This is a genomic window from Pseudonocardia sp. ICBG162 (assembly GCF_020496225.1).
In the GTDB taxonomy this organism is placed as follows: Bacteria; Actinomycetota; Actinomycetes; order Mycobacteriales; family Pseudonocardiaceae; genus Pseudonocardia; species Pseudonocardia alni.
The window spans coordinates 1,049,254-1,066,447 of record NZ_JAHLJD010000013.1; the positions used below are offsets into that span (position 1 = coordinate 1,049,254).

The 17,194-nt window shown below is 73.1% G+C and carries 15 protein-coding genes; 3 read left to right on the forward strand and 12 right to left on the reverse strand.

Features of this window, described 5'->3' with window-relative positions:
• Nucleotides 1–80 precede the first annotated feature (80 nt).
• From KPL60_RS08025 to KPL60_RS08040, 4 genes are all read right to left on the reverse strand, one after another.
• Nucleotides 81–1,631 carry an aldehyde dehydrogenase family protein gene (locus KPL60_RS08025; RefSeq protein WP_226365412.1) on the reverse strand — a complete coding sequence of 517 codons (1,551 nt, stop codon included), beginning with the start codon at nt 1,629–1,631 and terminating at the stop codon, nt 81–83.
• A gap of 113 nt (nt 1,632–1,744) precedes the next feature.
• Complete coding sequence (locus KPL60_RS08030; RefSeq protein WP_226349868.1) at nt 1,745–3,268, reverse strand: class I adenylate-forming enzyme family protein; 1,524 nt, start codon at nt 3,266–3,268, stop codon at nt 1,745–1,747.
• A 34-nt stretch (nt 3,269–3,302) separates the two neighbouring features.
• Nucleotides 3,303–4,757 (reverse strand): aldehyde dehydrogenase, encoded by a 1,455-nt coding sequence (locus tag KPL60_RS08035; RefSeq protein WP_226349869.1) that lies wholly within the window; start codon nt 4,755–4,757, stop codon nt 3,303–3,305.
• Nucleotides 4,758–4,771: 14 nt separating this feature from the next.
• Complete coding sequence (locus tag KPL60_RS08040; protein ID WP_226349870.1) at nt 4,772–5,596, reverse strand: mycofactocin-coupled SDR family oxidoreductase; 825 nt, start codon at nt 5,594–5,596, stop codon at nt 4,772–4,774.
• A 153-nt stretch (nt 5,597–5,749) separates the two neighbouring features.
• On the opposite strand from KPL60_RS08040, the gene KPL60_RS08045 reads away from it, so the two are divergent.
• From KPL60_RS08045 to KPL60_RS08055, 3 genes are all read left to right on the forward strand, one after another.
• Entirely contained in the window at nt 5,750–6,982 is a 1,233-nt protein-coding gene (locus KPL60_RS08045) for an acyl-CoA dehydrogenase family protein (protein WP_226365413.1), read from the forward strand.
• Nucleotides 6,982–8,139 carry an acyl-CoA dehydrogenase family protein gene (locus tag KPL60_RS08050; RefSeq protein WP_226365414.1) on the forward strand — a complete coding sequence of 386 codons (1,158 nt, stop codon included), beginning with the start codon at nt 6,982–6,984 and terminating at the stop codon, nt 8,137–8,139. The genes KPL60_RS08045 and KPL60_RS08050 overlap by 1 nt, the downstream gene beginning before the upstream one ends.
• A gap of 123 nt (nt 8,140–8,262) precedes the next feature.
• The gene (locus KPL60_RS08055; RefSeq protein WP_226349873.1) at nt 8,263–8,409 is read left to right on the forward strand and encodes a DUF1059 domain-containing protein; all 147 of its coding nucleotides are present in this window, start codon (nt 8,263–8,265) and stop codon (nt 8,407–8,409) included.
• Between the two features lie 58 nt (nt 8,410–8,467).
• Here the strand turns inward: KPL60_RS08055 and KPL60_RS08060 are convergent, their stop codons facing one another.
• From KPL60_RS08060 to KPL60_RS08095, 8 genes are read right to left on the reverse strand one after another with little or no spacing between them, the layout of a single operon-like run.
• Nucleotides 8,468–8,992 carry a (2Fe-2S)-binding protein gene (locus tag KPL60_RS08060; RefSeq protein WP_226365415.1) on the reverse strand — a complete coding sequence of 175 codons (525 nt, stop codon included), beginning with the start codon at nt 8,990–8,992 and terminating at the stop codon, nt 8,468–8,470.
• Entirely contained in the window at nt 8,989–9,813 is an 825-nt protein-coding gene (locus KPL60_RS08065; protein ID WP_226365416.1) for a xanthine dehydrogenase family protein subunit M, read from the reverse strand. Before KPL60_RS08065 ends, KPL60_RS08060 begins: the two co-directional genes overlap by 4 nt.
• The gene (locus KPL60_RS08070) at nt 9,810–12,200 is read right to left on the reverse strand and encodes a xanthine dehydrogenase family protein molybdopterin-binding subunit (RefSeq protein WP_226365417.1); all 2,391 of its coding nucleotides are present in this window, start codon (nt 12,198–12,200) and stop codon (nt 9,810–9,812) included. Before KPL60_RS08070 ends, KPL60_RS08065 begins: the two co-directional genes overlap by 4 nt.
• 36 nt (nt 12,201–12,236) lie before the next feature.
• Nucleotides 12,237–13,001: an SDR family NAD(P)-dependent oxidoreductase gene (locus KPL60_RS08075; RefSeq protein ID WP_226365418.1), complete on the reverse strand. Its 765-nt coding sequence runs from the start codon at nt 12,999–13,001 to the stop codon at nt 12,237–12,239.
• A 9-nt stretch (nt 13,002–13,010) separates the two neighbouring features.
• Entirely contained in the window at nt 13,011–13,808 is a 798-nt protein-coding gene (locus KPL60_RS08080; RefSeq protein ID WP_226365419.1) for an MBL fold metallo-hydrolase, read from the reverse strand.
• The gene (locus KPL60_RS08085; RefSeq protein WP_226365420.1) at nt 13,805–14,950 is read right to left on the reverse strand and encodes a Zn-dependent alcohol dehydrogenase; all 1,146 of its coding nucleotides are present in this window, start codon (nt 14,948–14,950) and stop codon (nt 13,805–13,807) included. Before KPL60_RS08085 ends, KPL60_RS08080 begins: the two co-directional genes overlap by 4 nt.
• Nucleotides 14,947–16,368: an aldehyde dehydrogenase family protein gene (locus tag KPL60_RS08090; protein ID WP_226365421.1), complete on the reverse strand. Its 1,422-nt coding sequence runs from the start codon at nt 16,366–16,368 to the stop codon at nt 14,947–14,949. The genes KPL60_RS08085 and KPL60_RS08090 overlap by 4 nt, the downstream gene beginning before the upstream one ends.
• Nucleotides 16,365–17,123 carry an SRPBCC family protein gene (locus tag KPL60_RS08095; protein WP_226365422.1) on the reverse strand — a complete coding sequence of 253 codons (759 nt, stop codon included), beginning with the start codon at nt 17,121–17,123 and terminating at the stop codon, nt 16,365–16,367. Before KPL60_RS08095 ends, KPL60_RS08090 begins: the two co-directional genes overlap by 4 nt.
• Nucleotides 17,124–17,194: the final 71 nt, after the last annotated feature.

Below are 17,194 nucleotides of genomic sequence, written 5' to 3' on the forward strand. Positions count from 1 at the left end.
GTCGTCGGGCCGGTCCCGTGCACGGTCCGCGGCCTCCGTGCTGCCGGGTGGTCGCCGCGCGACCACCCGGCAGCACGGGTTCACCGCCCCAGGCGGCGCTTCCAGTCGTGGGCCCCGAGGAACCGCACGATCCTGCCCATCAGCTCCGAACGGGCCGGCACGACCGGGAACCAGTTGAGCTCGGCCGTGAGCTCGATGCGTTCCGAGACGACCGACTGGCGCCGGCAGTACTTCAGGACGCCCTCGGCGCCGCCGAAGCGGGTGCCGAGCCCGGACTGCTTCCAGCCGCCCATCGGGACCGGCATCTGGAACACGGCGACGAGTGCGTTGTTGATCGAGACCGACCCGGCCTCGATGAGCCGGGAGAGCCGGTCCGCCCGGCGCCGGTCCCGGGTCCACAGGCTGGACGACAGCCCGAAGTCGGAGTCGTTGGCCATCCGCAGCGCCTCGTGCTCGTCGGCGACCTTCATGATCGGCAGGGTCGGGCCGAAGGTCTCCTCGCGCATGCAGTCCATCGAGTGGTCCACGTCGACCAGCACGGTCGGTTCGAAGTAGCTGCCCTCCCCCGCTCCGCGCCGCCCACCGACGAGCACCCGCGCGCCCTTGGCGACGGCGTCGGCGACGTGCCGCTCGACGACCTCCAGCTGGGCGGGGGTCACCATCGAGCCGATCTCGGTGGCGAAGGCCCCGGGGGCGTCCATGCCCTGGCGGATCGCGCGGACCTTCTCGACGACCTTCGCGACGAACTCGTCGTGGACAGGAGCCTCGACGTAGACCCGCTCGACCGAGATGCAGGCCTGGCCACCGTTCATCATCGCGCCCCACACCGCACCGCCCGCGGCACGTTCGAGGTCGGCGTCGGCGAGCACGATCATCGGGTCCTTCCCGCCCAGCTCCAGGCTGCACGGGATGAGCCGCTCGCCCGCCCGGGCCGCGATCCGCCGCCCGGTGGCCACGGACCCGGTGAACATGACCATGTCCACCTGCTCGACGACCGCGGCTCCCACGGTGCCGTCGCCGATGACGCACGCCAGGACCGGGGGCCCGCCGATCTCGTTCCACCCCTCGACCGCGGCGGCCCAGGTGAGCGGGGTGACCTCGGAGGGCTTGCTCAGCACCGCGGCGCCGGCGACCAGGGCGCCCACCACGTCCATCATGGGCCCGGCGAGCGGGCCGTTCCACGGCGTGATGAGCCCGACGAGCTGGTAGGGGCGGTGGCGGACCCGCAGCCGGCGGACCTTGTTGGGGAGACCCGCCGGGGCGACCCTGCGGTCGGCCAGGAACCTCTCCGCGTTGCCGGTGAAGTAGTTGATGACGTCGACGGCCACCTGCATCTCGACCGCGCTGTCGGACCACGACTTGCCGGTCTCGGCCTGGACGAGGCCGATCACCCGCCGCTCGTTGTCGAGCAGCCAGTCCAGCCAGCGCCACAGGTGCCGGCTGCGCTCCCGCGGCCCGAGTGCCTCCCACGCGGGCTGCGCCGCACGCAGGTCCCGGGCCACGGCGACGACGTCGTCGGCGCCCTGCCACGAGACGGTGCCGACGACCCGGCCGTCGGCCGGGCACCGCACCTCGCGCTCGGCACCCGCGTGGGCGGTGGACCGGGGGTCCCGCTCGGTCGTCGCGCTCATGGCTCTCCTTCGAGTCCGTGTCCTCGGCCGGCTGCCCGCGGCACCCAGCTTGGTATCGATGAGACAGATTACGTCATCTGTAACGACTCGACACCTGTCGCGACACGGGTCGTTCAGCGCACCCGGGGAAACCGCGCGGGCGCGTCGGCGTAGGCCGCCCGCAGGTCCCGCTTGGCGATCTTGCCGCTGGCCATGCGCGGCAACGGGCCGTCGTGCGCGATCACGTACCGGGGCACCTTGTAGTCGGCCAGCCGCTCGTTGCAGAACGCCACCAGACCGGCCGGGTCGAGCTCGCCGTCGGCGCACACGACCGCCGCCGGCGTCTCGCCGAACTTCGCGTCGGGCACGGGCACGACCGCGACCTCCCCGACCCCCGGCACCTGGGCGATGACCGTCTCGAGCTCCGCCGGGGAGATCTTCAGGCCGCCGGAGTTGATCATCTCGCCGATCCGGTCCACGTAGGCGAGCAGCCCCTGCTCGTCGAGCGTGCCGAGGTCTCCGGTGTGCAGCCAGCCGCCCCGCAGGGCCTGCTCGGTCGCCTCCTCGTTGCGCCAGTAGCCGGGGAACATCCCGGGACCGCGCAGGAGGATCTCGCCGACCTCACCGGGTGCGCAGTCCCGCCCCTCCAGGTCCACGACCCGTACCCGGGTGAGGGGGCCGCCCCAGCCGCACCGGTCCGGGTGCCGTGCGGCCCCCTCGGCGGACATGGCCGTGGCCGTTCCGCCGATCTCGGTCTGACCGTAGATCTGGCGCAGCGCCACACCCCGGGGACGCCACCGCTCCAGCAGCGGGACCGGGACCCGCGCACCACCGACCCAGGCCGTCGTGAGGTGGTCCAGGCGGGTGTCGGCGAAACCGGCGACCCCGGCCACCTGTTCGAACAGGATCGGCGGGCCGGTGAAGGTGGTGATCCGGGCGTCGCGCAGGACCTCCAGCGCCCGGGGCGGGTCGAACCGCGGCTGCAGGTGCATCGTGCCGCCCTGCACGACGCTGCGCGCGAGCCCCCAGATCACCCCCGCCGCGGTGAACATCGGCAGGACGAGCAGCACGCGCAGGTCGTTCGGTGCCACCGGCTCGCCGAGCGACCACTCGTGCACGACCCCGGCGATCGTGCGGTGGGTGAACACCACCCCCTTGGGGGTGCCGGTCGTCCCGCTGGTGAACACGATGGCCGTGGGGTCGTCCGGGTCGGCGTCGAAGGCCCCCACCGGCGGATGGGCGACGCCACGCGCCGCACCGACGACCTCCCCGAGGTCGAGCACGGTGAACTCCGCGCCCGAGTCGCGCACCTCGTGCAGCACGTCGAGCTGCTCGGTGGCACCGAACACCGCGGCCGGCTCGCACAGGGAGACGAGTGCAGCCAGCTCACCGGCCCGGAACCGCTGGTTGAAGCCGCAGGCCACCGCACCGGTCTTCCAGGCGGCGACGGCGGCCACGCACCACTCGAGGCTGTTCGCCCCCACGATCCCGACGCGGTCACCGCGCCCGATCCCGCGCTCGCGCAGCCCGGTCGCGACCCCGTCCGACCACGAGTCCAGCTCGGCGTAGGTGACGACGTCGCCGTCGAAGTCGATGACGGGATGGTGCGGGACGGTGCGGGCCCACCAGGTCAGGGCATCGACGACGGTACCGCTCACGATCGTTCTCCAGGAGTCGTGGTGGACGGGTGGGTCAGGAGAAGAGCGGCGCCGTCTCCTCGGTGAGGTTCACGGCCTTCAGCTCGTAGTAGGAGTCGATGGCCTCCGGACCGGTGTCGCGACCGACCCCCGAGCACTTCATCCCGCCGAACGGCGCCTCGGTGTTGTAGGTGAAGGAGTTGACGCTGAACGTGCCCGTCCGGACCCGGCGCGCGACGTGCGCGGCCCGCTCCGGGTCCGCGGTGAAGACGGCGCCGTGCAGGCCGTACTCCGAGTCGTTCGCGATCGCGATCGCCTCGTCGAGCGTGTCGTACCGGATGACCGACGCGACCGGCCCGAAGATCTCCTCCTGGGCGATCCGCATCCCGTTCTCGACCCCGGTGAAGACGGTGGGCTGGATGTAGGCCCCCGTGTCCATGCCGGCCGGCACGCCACCGCCGGTGGCCACGGTGGCCCCCTCGGCCCGGCCGGTCTCGATGTAGCCCAGCACCCGTTCCTGCTGCCGCTTCGACACCAGTGGGCCCATCGTGGTGGCGGGGTCGAACGGGTCACCGACCACGAACGACTCGGCGGTCGCGACCAGGGCGCCGACGACCTCGTCGTAGCGGTTGCCCGGGACCAGGACCCGGCTGTAGGCGGCACAGACCTGGCCGGTGTTGAAGAACGACCCCGTGGCGAGCCCGGTCATCGTGGTGGTGAGGTCGGCGTCGTCGAGCACGATCGCGGCGGACTTGCCGCCGAGCTCGAGCTGCAGCCGCTTGAAGCTGCCACCGCACTCCCTGCCGATCTGGCGCCCGGCCGCCGTCGACCCGGTGAAGCTGACCTTGTCCACACCCGGGTGTGCGACGAGGGCGCGGCCCGCGTCGCGGTCCCCGGTGATGTAGTTGAAGACCCCGGCCGGGACCCCGGCCTCGGTCAGCGCCTCGGCGATGAAGAACCCGTCGAGCGGGGTCTCCGGAGCGGGCTTGTAGACGACGCTGCAGCCGCTGACCAGGGCGGGCCAGAGCTTGGAGACGGCCATGTTGAACGGGCCGTTCCACGGCGCGATCGAGGCGACGACGCCGACCGGCTCCTTGATGACGGCGGCCGGTCCGTGCATCGTCGTGCGGAGCTCGGTCAGGCTGCTGCCGCGCGCGACGTCCAGGAAGAACCTGCCGACGCCGAGGGCGCCGGGGATCTGCATGGCGGCGAAGGTGCTCGGCAGCCCCATTTCCGCGGTGACCAGTCGCCCGATCTCGTCCAGCCTCGGCTCGATGAGGTCGATCGCGCGTGCGAGCACGTCGACCCGGTCGGCCATCGGGAGGTGCCGCCACACGCCCTCGTCGAACGAGCGGCGGGCGGCCCGCACGGCCGCGTCGACGTCGTCGGCGTTCGCATCGGGCGCCTCACCGATGACCTCGTCGGTGGAGGGCGAGATGACGGGGATCCGCACCGGCGACGCCGGCTTCCGCCATTCCCCGTCGATCAGCAGTTCGTTCCGCACGTCCATGAGCATGTGTCCCTTCAGCGGTTCAGGTAGCCGGCGTCGACCGGGAAGGTCACCCCGGTCACGTACCGGCCCTCGTCCGAGGCCAGGTAGACCAGCGCATTGCTGATGTCGACCGGCTCGACGAGGGGGACCGGCATGGGGTTCTGGTAGTTCGGGCTGCCCGCGATCTCGGGGAACGCCTCCGTGAACGCGCCGTAGGGCTCGTTGACGACCATCGGGGTGTTCACGCCGGTGGGGTGCACCGTGTTCACCCGGATCGAGTGCTTCGCCAGCTGGGACGCGTAGAGCCGCATCAGCCCGACGACGCCGTGCTTCGCGGCCGAGTAGGCGGCCTGCCCGGGGACCGTGCTCAGCCCGATCGCGGAGAGCCCGGCCGCGGAGCTGGTGATCTGGACCGAACCGCCGCGGCCCCGCTCGACCATCCCCGGCAGGCAGACCTCCATGGTGTGCCAGACCCCGGTGAGCAGGGTGTCGATCCCGTCGAACCAGGCCTGACGCTGCTCGCCCTCGTTGATCACCGGCATGATCCCGGCGTTCGGCAGGACGGTGTCGATGTGGCCGAACTCCTGCACACCCGCGTCGTGGGCGTCCTGGAGTGCCGCGCGGTCACGGACGTCGGCGACGCGGGCGACGATCCGGCCACCCACGGCCTCGACGAGCGAGACGGTCTCGTCGAGGTCGTCCTTGGTGGCCATCGGGTAGAAGACGGTCGGGATCTGCTCGCAGATGTCGACCGCGACGACCGCGGCCCCCTCCTCCGCGAACCGGACGGCGTGGGACCGTCCCTGCCCCCGTGCCGCTCCGGTGATGAACACGACCTTGCCGTCGAGCCTGCCCATGGAAGTGCTCCCTCATGCCGGGGGGGACGGCCGGGGTCCGGTTCGACCACGGCCCCGTCACCGCGAACGAGCCGCAGCCTATTGGCATTAGGTGAGCGTTGTCCACACGTGTTAGCTTCCGGCCGACGGCACGGCGGCGGGAGTGGCACAGACATGGATCTTCGGTGGTCGGAGGAGGATCTGGCGTTCCGGGACGAGGTCCGGGCGTTCCTCGACGAGCGGCTCACACCGGACCTGCGGCGCGCCGGCAGCCTGATGACCAGCGTGTACGCCGATCACGATGCGAGCATGAGGTGGCAGGCGATCCTGCACGAACGCGGCTGGGCCGCCCCGGCGTGGCCGGTCGAGCACGGCGGCTGCGACTGGTCGGTCGCCCAGCACTACCTGTTCACCCGCGAGTCCGTGCTCGCCGGGGCGCCGCCCCTGTCACCGATGGGGATCTCCCAGGTGGCCCACGTGCTCGTCGAGTTCGGGACCCCGGAGCAGAAGGCATACTTCCTGCCGCGGATCCTCAGCGGCGAGATCTTCTTCTGCCAGGGCTACTCCGAGCCCGAGTCGGGCTCCGACCTGGCCTCGTTGTCGATGACGGCCGAGGACGACGGCGACCACCTCGTGTGCAGCGGGAGCAAGATCTGGACCACGCACGCGCACGAGGCCAACTGGATGTTCTGCCTGGTGCGGACCAGCCGTACTGGCAGAAAGCAGCAGGGCATCACCTTCCTCCTGATCGACATGACCTCGCCGGGCATCGAGGTCCGCCCGCTCGTCATGACCTCGGGGGAGGTCGTGCAGAACCAGGAGTTCTTCGACCGGGTCCGGGTGCCCAAGACCAACGTGATCGGCCGCATCGACGACGGCTGGACGGTGGCGAAGTACCTGCTCGAGTTCGAGCGCGGCGGGGTGGCCGCCGCGCCCGGCCTGCAGGTCATGGCCGAGCAGATGGTCCGCGCGGCGAGCACCCAGCCCGGTGCCGACGGGCGACCGCTGATCGACTCGCCGGTGTTCGCCGACAGGCTGGCGGACGCCCGCATCCGGATCGACGTGCTCGAGGTCCTGGAGTTCAGAGTGCTGTCGACCGTGGCCGCGGGCGGCAACCCGGGCACGGCGTCGTCGATGCTGAAGATCCTGGCGACGGAGCTGAGCCAGACCCTCACCGAGCTGCTGCTCGAGGCGGCCGGGCCACGGGGCCGGGCCTACCAGCCGCACGCGACCAGCCCGGGCGGCGCGGTCTCCGAGTTCGCACCACCGGCCGACGGCTACGTCGGGGGCGAGGCCTGGCAGGCGGTCGCGCCGCTGCGCTACCTGAACGACCGGGCCGGCTCCATCTACGCCGGCAGCAACGAGATCCAGCGGAACATCATCGCGAAGGCAGCTCTGGGACTCTGATGGACTTCACCCTCACCGCGGAGCAGACACTGCTGCGCGACGCGCTCGCCGGCTTCCTCGCCGACCGGCACGACATCGCGACCAGCCGCACGGCCCTCGGCTCCGACGCCGGTCACCGGCCCGAGCTGTGGCGGGCCTTCGCCGACGAGCTGGGCATCCTCGGCGCGGCGCTGCCCGAGAGCGTGGGCGGCTCCGGCGGCGGCCCGGTCGAGACGATGGTCATCGCCGAGGAGCTGGGCCGGGCCCGGGTCCTGGAGCCCTACGTGGAGAGCGTGGTGCTCGGCGGCGGCGTGCTCCGGCGGGTGGACGCCGCTCCGCTCCTCACGGCCCTCGCCTCGGGCGGGGCCCGGATCGCGCCCGCCCTGCTCGAACCGGGATCGGGCCACACCGCGCACGACGTCACGACGACCGCCCGCCGCGACGGCGGGGACTGGGTGCTGGACGGGGCCAAGGCCGTCGTCGTCGGCGCACCGCACGCCACGCACCTGCTGCTGAGCGCCCGCACCGCCGGGGACCGTCGCGACGAGGACGGCATCTCCCTGTTCGCCGTACCGTTCGACGCGGCCGCGCCGCCGGCCGGGATGCGCGTGCACCCCTACCGCACGATCGACGACCGGCACGCGGCCGACCTCGAGCTCGACGGCGTCCGGCTCCCGCCCGATGCGCTGCTCGGCGACGAGGGACAGGGCTGGACCGTGCTGTCCCCCGCGCTGGACGAGGCGGTCGCGGCCGTCTGCGCGGAGGCCGTCGGCTCCCTGCGGACGGTGCTGGCCGACACCGTCGCCTACACCAAGGAACGCCGCCAGTTCGGTCAGCCGATCGGCTCGTTCCAGGCCCTGCAGCACCGCATGGTCGACATGTACCTCGAGCTCGAACAGGCGGTGTCGGCGACCTACCTCGCCACGCTGCGCCTGGAAGCACCGCCCGCCGAGCGCGCCCGCGCGGTGTCCGCGGCGAAGGTCACCGTCGCCCGGGCGGCACGCTTCGTCGGTCAGAACGCGGTCCAGCTCCACGGTGGGATGGGGATGACCCAGGAGCTCGCCATCGGCCATCACTTCACCCGGCTGACCGTCGTCGAACGCGAGTTCGGCACCGCCGACGACCACCGGTCGCGCTACGCGCGGCTCTCCCCGGCGCCCGGTGGCGCCGACAGCTGAGCAGGGTGCACCGTGGACACCCGGCGGAACCGGCGTCCGCTCCCCCGGGCGAGGCGCCCGGACCGGGATCGGGCGTCCGCCGGCATCCGCGGTGGACCGATGTCACGTCACGATGGGACGACCATGAAGCGAAACCTGACCTGCCCCTGCGGGGCCCGGATCACCGGTACCGACGAGGACGACCTGGTCCGCCTGACCCAGGAACATCTCGCCGAGTTCCACCCCGGCCACGAGTACAGCCGCGACGAGATCCTCTTCATCGCGTACTGACGGTCCCGATCGGTCCGCGGGCCGCCGAACGCGGAGCGGGGGCGACCGCCGCTGCCGGCTACTCCTCGGGGTACGTGACCTCCCACGGCGGCACCGCATCCCGACCGCGACCGGGCGAGCCCGTCATCTCGTCGCGGGCACGCTCGACGGCGTCGACGATGCCCTGGTAGCCCGTGCACCGGCAGATGTTGCCCGACATCTCGGCCCGGATGGCCTCCCGATCGGCATCCGGACTCGTGTCGATCAGGTGGCAGGCCGACATGAGCATTCCCGGGGTGCAGAACCCGCACTGCAGGCCGTGGCAGGCCACGAAGGCCTCCTGCACCGGGTGCAACCGGCCGTCCGGGCCCTGCAGACCCTCGACGGTGCTGACCGAGCCTCCGTCGACCTGGACGGCGAACACCAGGCACGCCCGCACCGGCTCCCCGTCGACCAGGACCGTGCACGCACCGCAGACGCCGTGCTCGCAGCCGAGGTGGGTCCCGGTCAGGCCGCAGTCCTCGCGGAGGGCGTCGGCGAGGGTGCGGCGGGGTTCCACGTCGAGCTCGGCCCGCTCGCCGTTGACACTGAAGCTGATCTTCATCGGTTCTGCTCCCGGACGGAATCGAACTGCGCGAGCGCGCGGCGGGTCATCTCGGCCGCGATCGCGCGGCGGAACTCGACCGAGCCGTGCAGGTCCGCGGTCGGCTCGATCTCCTCGGCCGCGATGTGCGCGACCTCGGCCGCGGGCCGCCCGTCGGCGAGTGCCTGCTCGGCGGCGGCGGCGCGGTGCGGGACCGGCCCGACGCCACCGAACGTGATCCGGGGCCGGCCACGCACCTCGGTGACGACGGCGGTCACCAGGGCGAAGTCGCCGTGCCTGCGGGCGAACTCGGCGAAGCCCCACCGGTCCGGCCGTGGGAACCGGATCGCGGTGATCATCTCGTCCTCCTCGACGGACGTGGTGAGGGCACTCACGAACAGCGCCTCGGCGTCGATCTCGCGCGAGCCCCGCGGCCCGGTCACGGTCACCGCCGCGCCGGTCGCGACCGCGACGACGGGCAGCTCGGCCGCCGGGTCGGCGTGGGCGATGCTGCCGCCGGTCGTTCCGCGGGACCGGATCGCGGTGTGCCCGATCCAGCGGGCGGCCTCGGCGAGGAGCGGGTGCTCGGTCTGCTCGACGAGCCTGCTGTGCCGCACGGTGGCGCCGACCTCGACGGTGTCGTCGATCCGGCGGATCGACGACAGACCCGGGATCCGGTTGACGTCGACCAGCACCGCGGGACGGGCCATCCGGAGCGCGAGCACCGGGACCAGGCTCTGCCCCCCGGCGAGGATCTTGCCGTCGCCGTCGGCCTCACCGAGGACCTTCACGGTCTCCTCGACGCTGCTCGCGCGGACGTAGTCGAACGGGGCGCACTTCATGTGCCCACCTCCCTCGGAACACCGGCAAGCGCCTTCCAGACCCGCGCCGGGCTGACCGGCAGCTCGTCGACCTCGATCCCCAGCGCATCGCGCAGCGCCCCGGCGAGGACCGCGTTCGGGCCGAGCGTTCCGCCCTCGCCCACCCCCCGGACCCCGAGCGGGTTCGCGGCGGGCCGCGAGACGTGGCCGATGACCATGTCGGGGATCTCGGCGCTGGTGGGCATGAGGTAGTCCAGCAGCGTCCCGGTCGAGAGGTTTCCGTCGTCGTCGTAGACGAGGTGCTCGTAGAGCGCGCCCCCGAGGCCCTGGGCGATCGAGCCGGCGATCTGCCCGTCGACGATCTGCGGGTGCAGGGCGCGCCCGGCGTCCTCGACGCAGACGTAGGACAGGATCCGCAGCTCACCGGTGGTCCGGTCGACCTCGATCGCGGCGACCTGCGCTCCGGCCGCGAACGCGCCGCGGATCGGGTCGTAGAAGGTCGTGGCGTCGAGGCCGGGGGCGATCCCGTCCGGGAGGCGGTTCGACTCCAGGTAGGCGACCCGGGCGACCTCGGCGACGGTGATCTGCGGCTTCGGCTCCCCGACGACGTAGATCTCGCCGTCGGCGACCCGCAGGTCCCCCTCGGCGGCCTCGATCAGTGCGGCGGCGAGCGTGATGATCTTCTGCCGCACCGCCGTGCCGGTGTTGTGCGCGGCTCCCCCACCGATCACCGCCTGGCGGGAGGAGAACGCACCGAAGCCCCACAGCGACTCGTCGGTATCGCCGATGCGGACCTCGACGTCCTCGTACCGGACGCCGACGGCGTCGGCGACGATCTGGGCGACCGTGGTCTCGAGCCCCTGGCCCTGTGAGGTCACCCCGGACAGGACGGTGACCCGGCCGTCCGGGTCGACCCGCACGGTGCAGGCGTCGTGGCCGGTCCGGAACGGCATCCGGGGACCGGCGCTGGCGGCCCGGCCCAGCCCGGTGAGCTCGTTGTAGACGGCGACCCCGATCCCGATCGGGGACCCGCCGTTCTCCCGGCGACGGCGCTGCTCGGCGCGGACGGCGTCGTAGTCCAGGGCTTCGAGGGCCGTGTCGAGGCACTCGCCGTAGTGGCCGGAGTCGTCGACGAGCCGGGACGGCATCCGGTAGGGGACGTCGTCCGGGGTGATCAGGTTGCGGCGGCGGATCTCGATCGCGTCGATGTCCAGCTGCGCCGCCGCCGCGTCGAACATGGTCTCCATCGCGAACACGCTCGCCGGGCGCGCGACGCCCCGGTAGGGCCCCGAGGGCGCCGTGTTCGTCGCGACACCACGGACGGTGCACCGGTAGTGGTCCAGCTTGTACGGCCCGCTGAGCAGCCCGCCGGCCATCAGGGGCTCGATGCCGGCCGTCCACGGGTACACGGAGTAGGCGCCGACGTTGCAGGTCACGTCCGCGTCGACGGCCAGCAGCGTGCCGCGGGCGTCGAATCCGGCCCTCATCACATACCGGTGGTCGCGGGCGTGGGTCGCGGCGAGCAGGTGCTCGGCCCGGTCCTCGACCCACTTGAGCGGGATTCCCGGCATCTCCCGCGCCATCAGGCACAGCGCGAGGTCCTCCGGGTAGATCACCGCCTTCACGCCGAACCCGCCGCCGACGTCGGGGGCGATCACCCGGACCTTGCTCTCGGGCAGGCCCATCAGCTCCGCGATCAGGTTGCGGGCGATGTGCGGGACCTGGGTGCCGTTCCAGAAGGTCAGCTTGCCGTCCCCCGGGTCCCAGACGGCGACGCCGGCACGGCACTCCATCGGGTTGCCGGCATGGCGGTTGGTGATCAGCTCCCGCTCGACGACGAGCGCGGCGGAGGCCAGGACGCCGTCGACGTCGCCGGCGTCGAACCGCCGCTCGAGCAGGACGTTGTCCGGTGCCTCGGCGTGCACGGGTGCCGACGGTGCCGCCCAGGCACAGACCGTCGGGGCCAGCGGCTCGTAGTCCACCGTGACCAGCTCCAGGCCGTCCTCGGCCCGGTACCGGTCCCGGGCGACGACGGCCGCCACCGCCTCGCCGGCGAACCGGACCGTCTCGTGGGCCAGTACCGGCTGGGCGGTCTCGACGTAGGAGGGCAGCGCGGACTGCGCGCGCAGCTCGACGTCGGCGAAGTCGGCGCCGGTGAAGACCCCGAACCCGGCCTCGCGGGCGGCCGCGGTGTCGGTGCCGGTGATCCGGGCGTGGCCGTAGGGGCTGCGCAGGAACGCCACGTGCCGCATCCGCGGCAGCTCGACGTCGGTCACGAACCGGCCCCGCCCGGTGATCAGCCGGTGGTCCTCCTTGCGCCGCACGTTGCGGCCCAGGGAGCCCGTCCCGGCCGGGGCGGGGGCGTCGACGCCCGCGCGGTCCTCGTCGACCACGGTGTCCTCACTCATCGGTCCTCCTCGCTGCAGCGTGCCGGATCCGGCCGGTCAGGGCATCGCATAGCCGCCGTTGACCGACACGACCTGCCCGGTCGTCCAGGACGACAGCGGTGAGGCGAGCAGCAGCACCATGGGGGTGATGTCGTCCGGGTGGCCGAACCGGCGCAGCGGGTAGGCGGAGAGGATCTTCTTCATCGTGTCCGCCTCCGGGGTGCCGGCGTGGGCGTCGAAGTTGTCGGTGCGCACCAGGGCCAGCGACACCGCGTTCGCGCGGATCCCGTACCGGGCCAGCTCCTTGGCCAGCGAGCGGGTCAGGCCGACGGTCGTGGAGCGTGCGGTGGCGGTCACCAGCAGCCCCGACTCGCCCACCCGCCCGGAGTCGCCCATCAGGTTCACGATCGACCCGGCCTCGCGCTCGGCCATCCGGGTGGCCACCGCGTGCGTGAGCTGCAGGGTGCCGGTGACGGTCACGTCGACCTGCGGCGCCCAGTCCTGCGGCGTCGACTCCAGGAAGCGCTGCTTCTTCGTCACGGCGGAGTTGTTGACCAGCACGCCGATCGGGCCGAGCTCGTCCTCGGTGCGCGCCACGATGGCGGCGACCGCGCCGGCGTCGCGCAGGTCCCCGCCCACGGCGATGGAGCGGACGCCGAGCTCGGCGGCCTCGGCCGCGGACTTCTCGGCCCCCTCGGCGGAGGAGTGGTAGTGGAAGGCGACGTTGGCGCCCTCCGCGGCGAACCCGAGGCCGAGGGCGCGACCCAGCCCCTGGCCGGCGCCGCTGATCAGGACGTTCGTCCCGGTGAGCTGAAGATCCATGAGGTGCTCCTAGACGATCTGCTGGAAGGTGCGGTTGCCGAAGGCGGTGACGACCCGGCCGAACCGCAGACCCGGGAAGTGGGCGCCGACGACGACGTCGGTGGAGTCCGCGACCTCGTCGGCGACGGCGTTGCGGACCGCCCGGGCGGCGACCGGGTCGACGTCGAAGACCGCCTCCCAGTCGCGCTCGTGCAGTTCGACCACCGAGTGCACGACGTCGCCGAGCAGCAACGCGCGCTCGTCGCCGTCGGCCACCACGAACACGGTGGAGCCGGGGGTGTGGCCGGGGGTGTGCCGCGTGCTGAGGCCGGGGGCGAGCACGGTGTCGGCGTCGAAGGTCTCGAGCCGCTCGGTCAGCGGCGTGAGCTTGCGGACGGCACCCGGATCGGCGTCCGGGGAGTCGACGAAGTGTGCCCAGTCCGCCTCGTGGACCCGGTAGGTCGCGTTCGGGAAGACGACCGCGCCCTTGCGCGTCGCCCAGCCCACGTGGTCGAAGTGCAGGTGGGTGAACACGACGTCGGTGACGTCCTCGGGGGCGACGCCGTGGCCGTGCAGCGAGTCGAGGAACCGGCCGCCGGCATACCGGCCGTTGTCGATGGTGCCGACGCCGGCGTCGACCAGGACCGTCCGGTCGCCGGTGCGGACCAGGAACCCGCCGAGGTCGAGGTGCAGGATGCCGTGCTCGTCGAGCTGGTCGCCGTGACAGGCCCACGCGTCCGGGACGCCGGGCCGGGTCAGTACCTCGGCGGCCGGTTCCCGCCCGGTGCCGTCGAGGACCGGGAGGACCTGGATCGTGCCGATCCTCATGTGCCGTCACCGCCCGGGGAGAGCAGGGTGCGGACCCCGCGGCCGGCCGCGAGCTCGTCGAGGGCGTCGCCGACCGACTCGAGCGGGCCGTGACCGGTGACCAGACCGCGCAGGTCGATCCGCCCGGTGCGGACCCACTCGAAGAACGTGGGCATCTGGGTCGCCGCGTCGACCGAACCGGCGACGCAGCCGCGCAGGGTGCGGGCGAAGTGGAACAGCTCCAGGGCGGAGAACGAGACCAGGTCGTCCTTCGCGCCGATCCCGACGACCGTGGCGGTCCCGCCCCGGCGGGTGAGCGACCACATGTCCCGGATCGTGCGCGACGAGCCCACGCAGTCGAAGGCGTGGTCGGCGCCGCGGCCCCCGGTCAGCGACCGGACCGCCTTCTTTGTCCCCTCGTCCGCGGCCACGAAGTGGGTCGCCCCGGCGGCGGAGGCGAGCTCGGCCTTGTCCGGGTTGCGGTCCACCGCGACCACCGTCCCGGCGCCGGCGAGCCGCGCGCCCTGCAGCACCGACAGCCCGACCCCGCCGAGCCCGATGACCAGGACCGACGCCCCCTGCTCGACGCGAGCGGTGTGGGTGACCGCGCCGACGCCGGTGGTCACCGCGCACCCGAGGAGCGCGGCGTCGACGGTGTCGATGTCGTCCGGCACCGGTACGACGGCGGCGCGGGGCAGGACGGTCTGCTCGGCGAACGAGCCGACGGTCAGGCCCGGATGGACCGGCAGGCCGTCCTCGGTGAGCGCGTAGGGCTCCCCCGCCCGCGACGAGCCGCTCTCGCACAGGTGGGGCTGCCCGTGGGTGCAGGCGAAGCACTCCCGGCAGGGGGTGATCCACAGCAGGATGACCCGCTGCCCCGGCGCCAGGTCGGTCACCGCGGAGCCGGTCTCCACCACGGTGCCGCAGGCCTCGTGCCCGAGGACGGCGGGCAACGGCTGGCCGAGCGTGCCATTGGCCAGGGACAGGTCGGAGTGGCAGACGCCGGTCCGGTCGATGCGGACCCGGACGTCGCCGCTGCCGACCGCACGGAGCCGGATGGTCTCGACGGCCATCGGCGTACCGACCTCGCGCAGCACCGCGGCCCGCGTCCGGTGCGGGAACCCGGCCTCGGACCGGTCCGGCGCGGTGGTCCGGGCGCTCATCGCTGCACCGCCTTGGTCTCGCACACGTCGGCGATGCCGTGCTCACCGATCTCCCGTCCGACGCCGGACTGCTTGTAGCCGCCGAACGGCGCTGCGGGGTTGAACCCACCGCCGTTGACGTCGACCTGGCCGGTGCGCAGCCGCCCGGCGACGGCGAGTGCGGTGTCGTCGCCGCCCCACACCGCGCCGCCGAGGCCGTAGATGCTGTGGTTGGCGATCCGGACGGCGTCGTCGTCGGACTCCGCGGCGAGGATCGACAGGACCGGGCCGAAGACCTCCTCCTGCGCGAGGCGCGAGTCCGGATCGACCCGGGAGACGACGGTCGGGACGACCCAGTGCCCGCGGTCCGGCAGGTCGACGTCCCCGGTCACCGTGACCGCCCGGTCGCCGCCCGCACCGGGGACGAGGAACGACTCGACCTCCTTGCGCTGCCCGGCGGAGATCAGTGGGCCGAGGCGTCCGCCCGGGGTGTACTTCGCGGCGGCCGCGGCGGCGAGCTCCTCCACCTCGGCGAGCCGCTCCCGGGGCACGACGAGACGCGACAGCGCCGTGCAGGTCTGGCCCCCGTTGAGGAAGCAGTTGGCGACGGTCACCTTCACCGCCGTCGCGAGCTGGTCGTCGGTCGCATCGGCCAGGACGACCGAGGCGGACTTCCCACCGAGCTCCAGGGTGACGCGCTTGACGGTCTCCGCGGCGGCCGCGGCGATCGTCCGGCCGACCGGGGTCGATCCGGTGAACGACACCTGGTCGACGTGCGGGTGGCGGGCCAGGAGGTCGCCGACGACCCGGCCGCTGCCCGGGACCAGGTTGAACACGCCTGGTGGGAGGCCGGCGTCGTCGAAGGCCCTGGCGAGGGCGAAGGCGGCCAGCGGGGTGAGCCCGGCCGGCTTGAGCACCACGGTCGCACCGGCGGCCAGCGCGGGGACGACCTTCACCACGACCTGGTGCAGGGGCAGGTTCCACGGCGTGATCGCGCCGACGACGCCGACCGGTTCGCGCAGCACGATCGAGTTCCCGAGCTCGCTGCGGAACGGGAACCTCTCCAGCGCGTCGAGGGTGGCGTCGACGACGGCGATCGGGACGTCGACGTGCAGGGCGCGGGCCACCTTCGGCGGCGAGCCCTGTTCCCGGTTGATGATCGTCGCGAGCTCGTCGGCCCGGTCGGCGAGGATGTCCCGGGCCCGGCGCAGCACCGCGGCCCGCTCCCCCACCGGCGTCGTGGCCCATCCGTCGAACGCCTCGCGCGCGGCGGCGACCGCCGACCCGACGTCCTCGGCGCCGGCCTGGGTGACCACGCCGGTGGTCTGCTCGGTGGCGGGGTTCTCGACCTCGAGATCGGCTCCGCGGCCGGCGGTCCACTGCCCGCCGATGTAGAGGTGGGGCTCGCGCAGGACGTCCTGCTGGGCGATGTCGGTCATCGGCTCTCCTCCGGGAAACGGATGTGGGTGCCGGGCAGGACGAGCTGGAGGACCGGCGCTCCCGCCTGCCCGGCGTGGTGTGGCGGGCCCGGGCGCCGCCGGGCGCGCCCGACGAGCACGCCGAGCACGAGCCCGAGCAGGGCGGTGCCGAGGGGAAGCGCGTGCCGCCGGGCCAGCGACCCGACGACCGCCCCGACGACGCCGCCACCGGTGGCGAGGAGGTCGAGCAGTTCGGACTCCTGCGGATGCGGTGCCGGCGCGCCCGGCCGGGTGCCAGCCGGCGGCGCGCCGCCGGGGGCGACGCCGGCGGGGCCGCCGGCCATCTCCGCCTCGAGCCGGCGGGCGAACTGCCCGACCAGCTTGCTGCTGACGTCGGAGATCACGCCCCGGCCGAACTGGGCGACCCGCCCGGCGAGGTCGAGGTCGGTCACGACGGCGACCTCGGTGCCGGAGCCCTGCTCGCGCAGCCGGATGTCGATGGTCGCGGCGGCGTTGCCCTGACCGCCGACGTCGCGCCCCTCGGCCCGGATGACGGCGTGGCGCGCCGCGTCGTCGCGCTCGGTGAACCGGGCGACCCCCTCGTAGCGGGCGGTCACCGGGCCGACCTTCACCGCGACCGCGCCGCGGTAGGCCTCGCCGTCGCGACCCAGCATGGTCGCGCCGGGCAGGCACGGGGCGACCCGTTCGAGATCCGTGATCACCGCCCAGGCCCGGTCCACGGGCTCGGAGACGGTGAACGTGTGCGTCAGGTCCATCCTGCTCGCTCCTTACTAACTAACGCTCTTTAGTCACTGTAGGACATGATCGGCCCCGGGCCAACCCGGCC

Excerpts from the sequence above, each read along its gene's own strand:
- KPL60_RS08025 (WP_226365412.1), bottom strand. The coding sequence starts at position 1,631 with ATGAGCGCGACGACCGAGCGGGACCCCCGGTCCACCGCCCACGCGGGT.
- KPL60_RS08035 (WP_226349869.1), bottom strand. The coding sequence starts at position 4,757 with ATGGACGTGCGGAACGAACTGCTGATCGACGGGGAATGGCGGAAGCCG.
- KPL60_RS08040 (WP_226349870.1), bottom strand. The coding sequence starts at position 5,596 with ATGGGCAGGCTCGACGGCAAGGTCGTGTTCATCACCGGAGCGGCACGG.
- KPL60_RS08045 (WP_226365413.1), top strand. The coding sequence starts at position 5,750 with ATGGATCTTCGGTGGTCGGAGGAGGATCTGGCGTTCCGGGACGAGGTC.
- KPL60_RS08050 (WP_226365414.1), top strand. The coding sequence starts at position 6,982 with ATGGACTTCACCCTCACCGCGGAGCAGACACTGCTGCGCGACGCGCTC.
- KPL60_RS08055 (WP_226349873.1), top strand. The coding sequence starts at position 8,263 with ATGAAGCGAAACCTGACCTGCCCCTGCGGGGCCCGGATCACCGGTACC.
- KPL60_RS08060 (WP_226365415.1), bottom strand. The coding sequence starts at position 8,992 with ATGAAGATCAGCTTCAGTGTCAACGGCGAGCGGGCCGAGCTCGACGTG.
- KPL60_RS08065 (WP_226365416.1), bottom strand. The coding sequence starts at position 9,813 with ATGAAGTGCGCCCCGTTCGACTACGTCCGCGCGAGCAGCGTCGAGGAG.
- KPL60_RS08070 (WP_226365417.1), bottom strand. The coding sequence starts at position 12,200 with ATGAGTGAGGACACCGTGGTCGACGAGGACCGCGCGGGCGTCGACGCC.
- KPL60_RS08075 (WP_226365418.1), bottom strand. The coding sequence starts at position 13,001 with ATGGATCTTCAGCTCACCGGGACGAACGTCCTGATCAGCGGCGCCGGC.
- KPL60_RS08080 (WP_226365419.1), bottom strand. The coding sequence starts at position 13,808 with ATGAGGATCGGCACGATCCAGGTCCTCCCGGTCCTCGACGGCACCGGG.
- KPL60_RS08085 (WP_226365420.1), bottom strand. The coding sequence starts at position 14,950 with ATGAGCGCCCGGACCACCGCGCCGGACCGGTCCGAGGCCGGGTTCCCG.
- KPL60_RS08090 (WP_226365421.1), bottom strand. The coding sequence starts at position 16,368 with ATGACCGACATCGCCCAGCAGGACGTCCTGCGCGAGCCCCACCTCTAC.
- KPL60_RS08095 (WP_226365422.1), bottom strand. The coding sequence starts at position 17,123 with ATGGACCTGACGCACACGTTCACCGTCTCCGAGCCCGTGGACCGGGCC.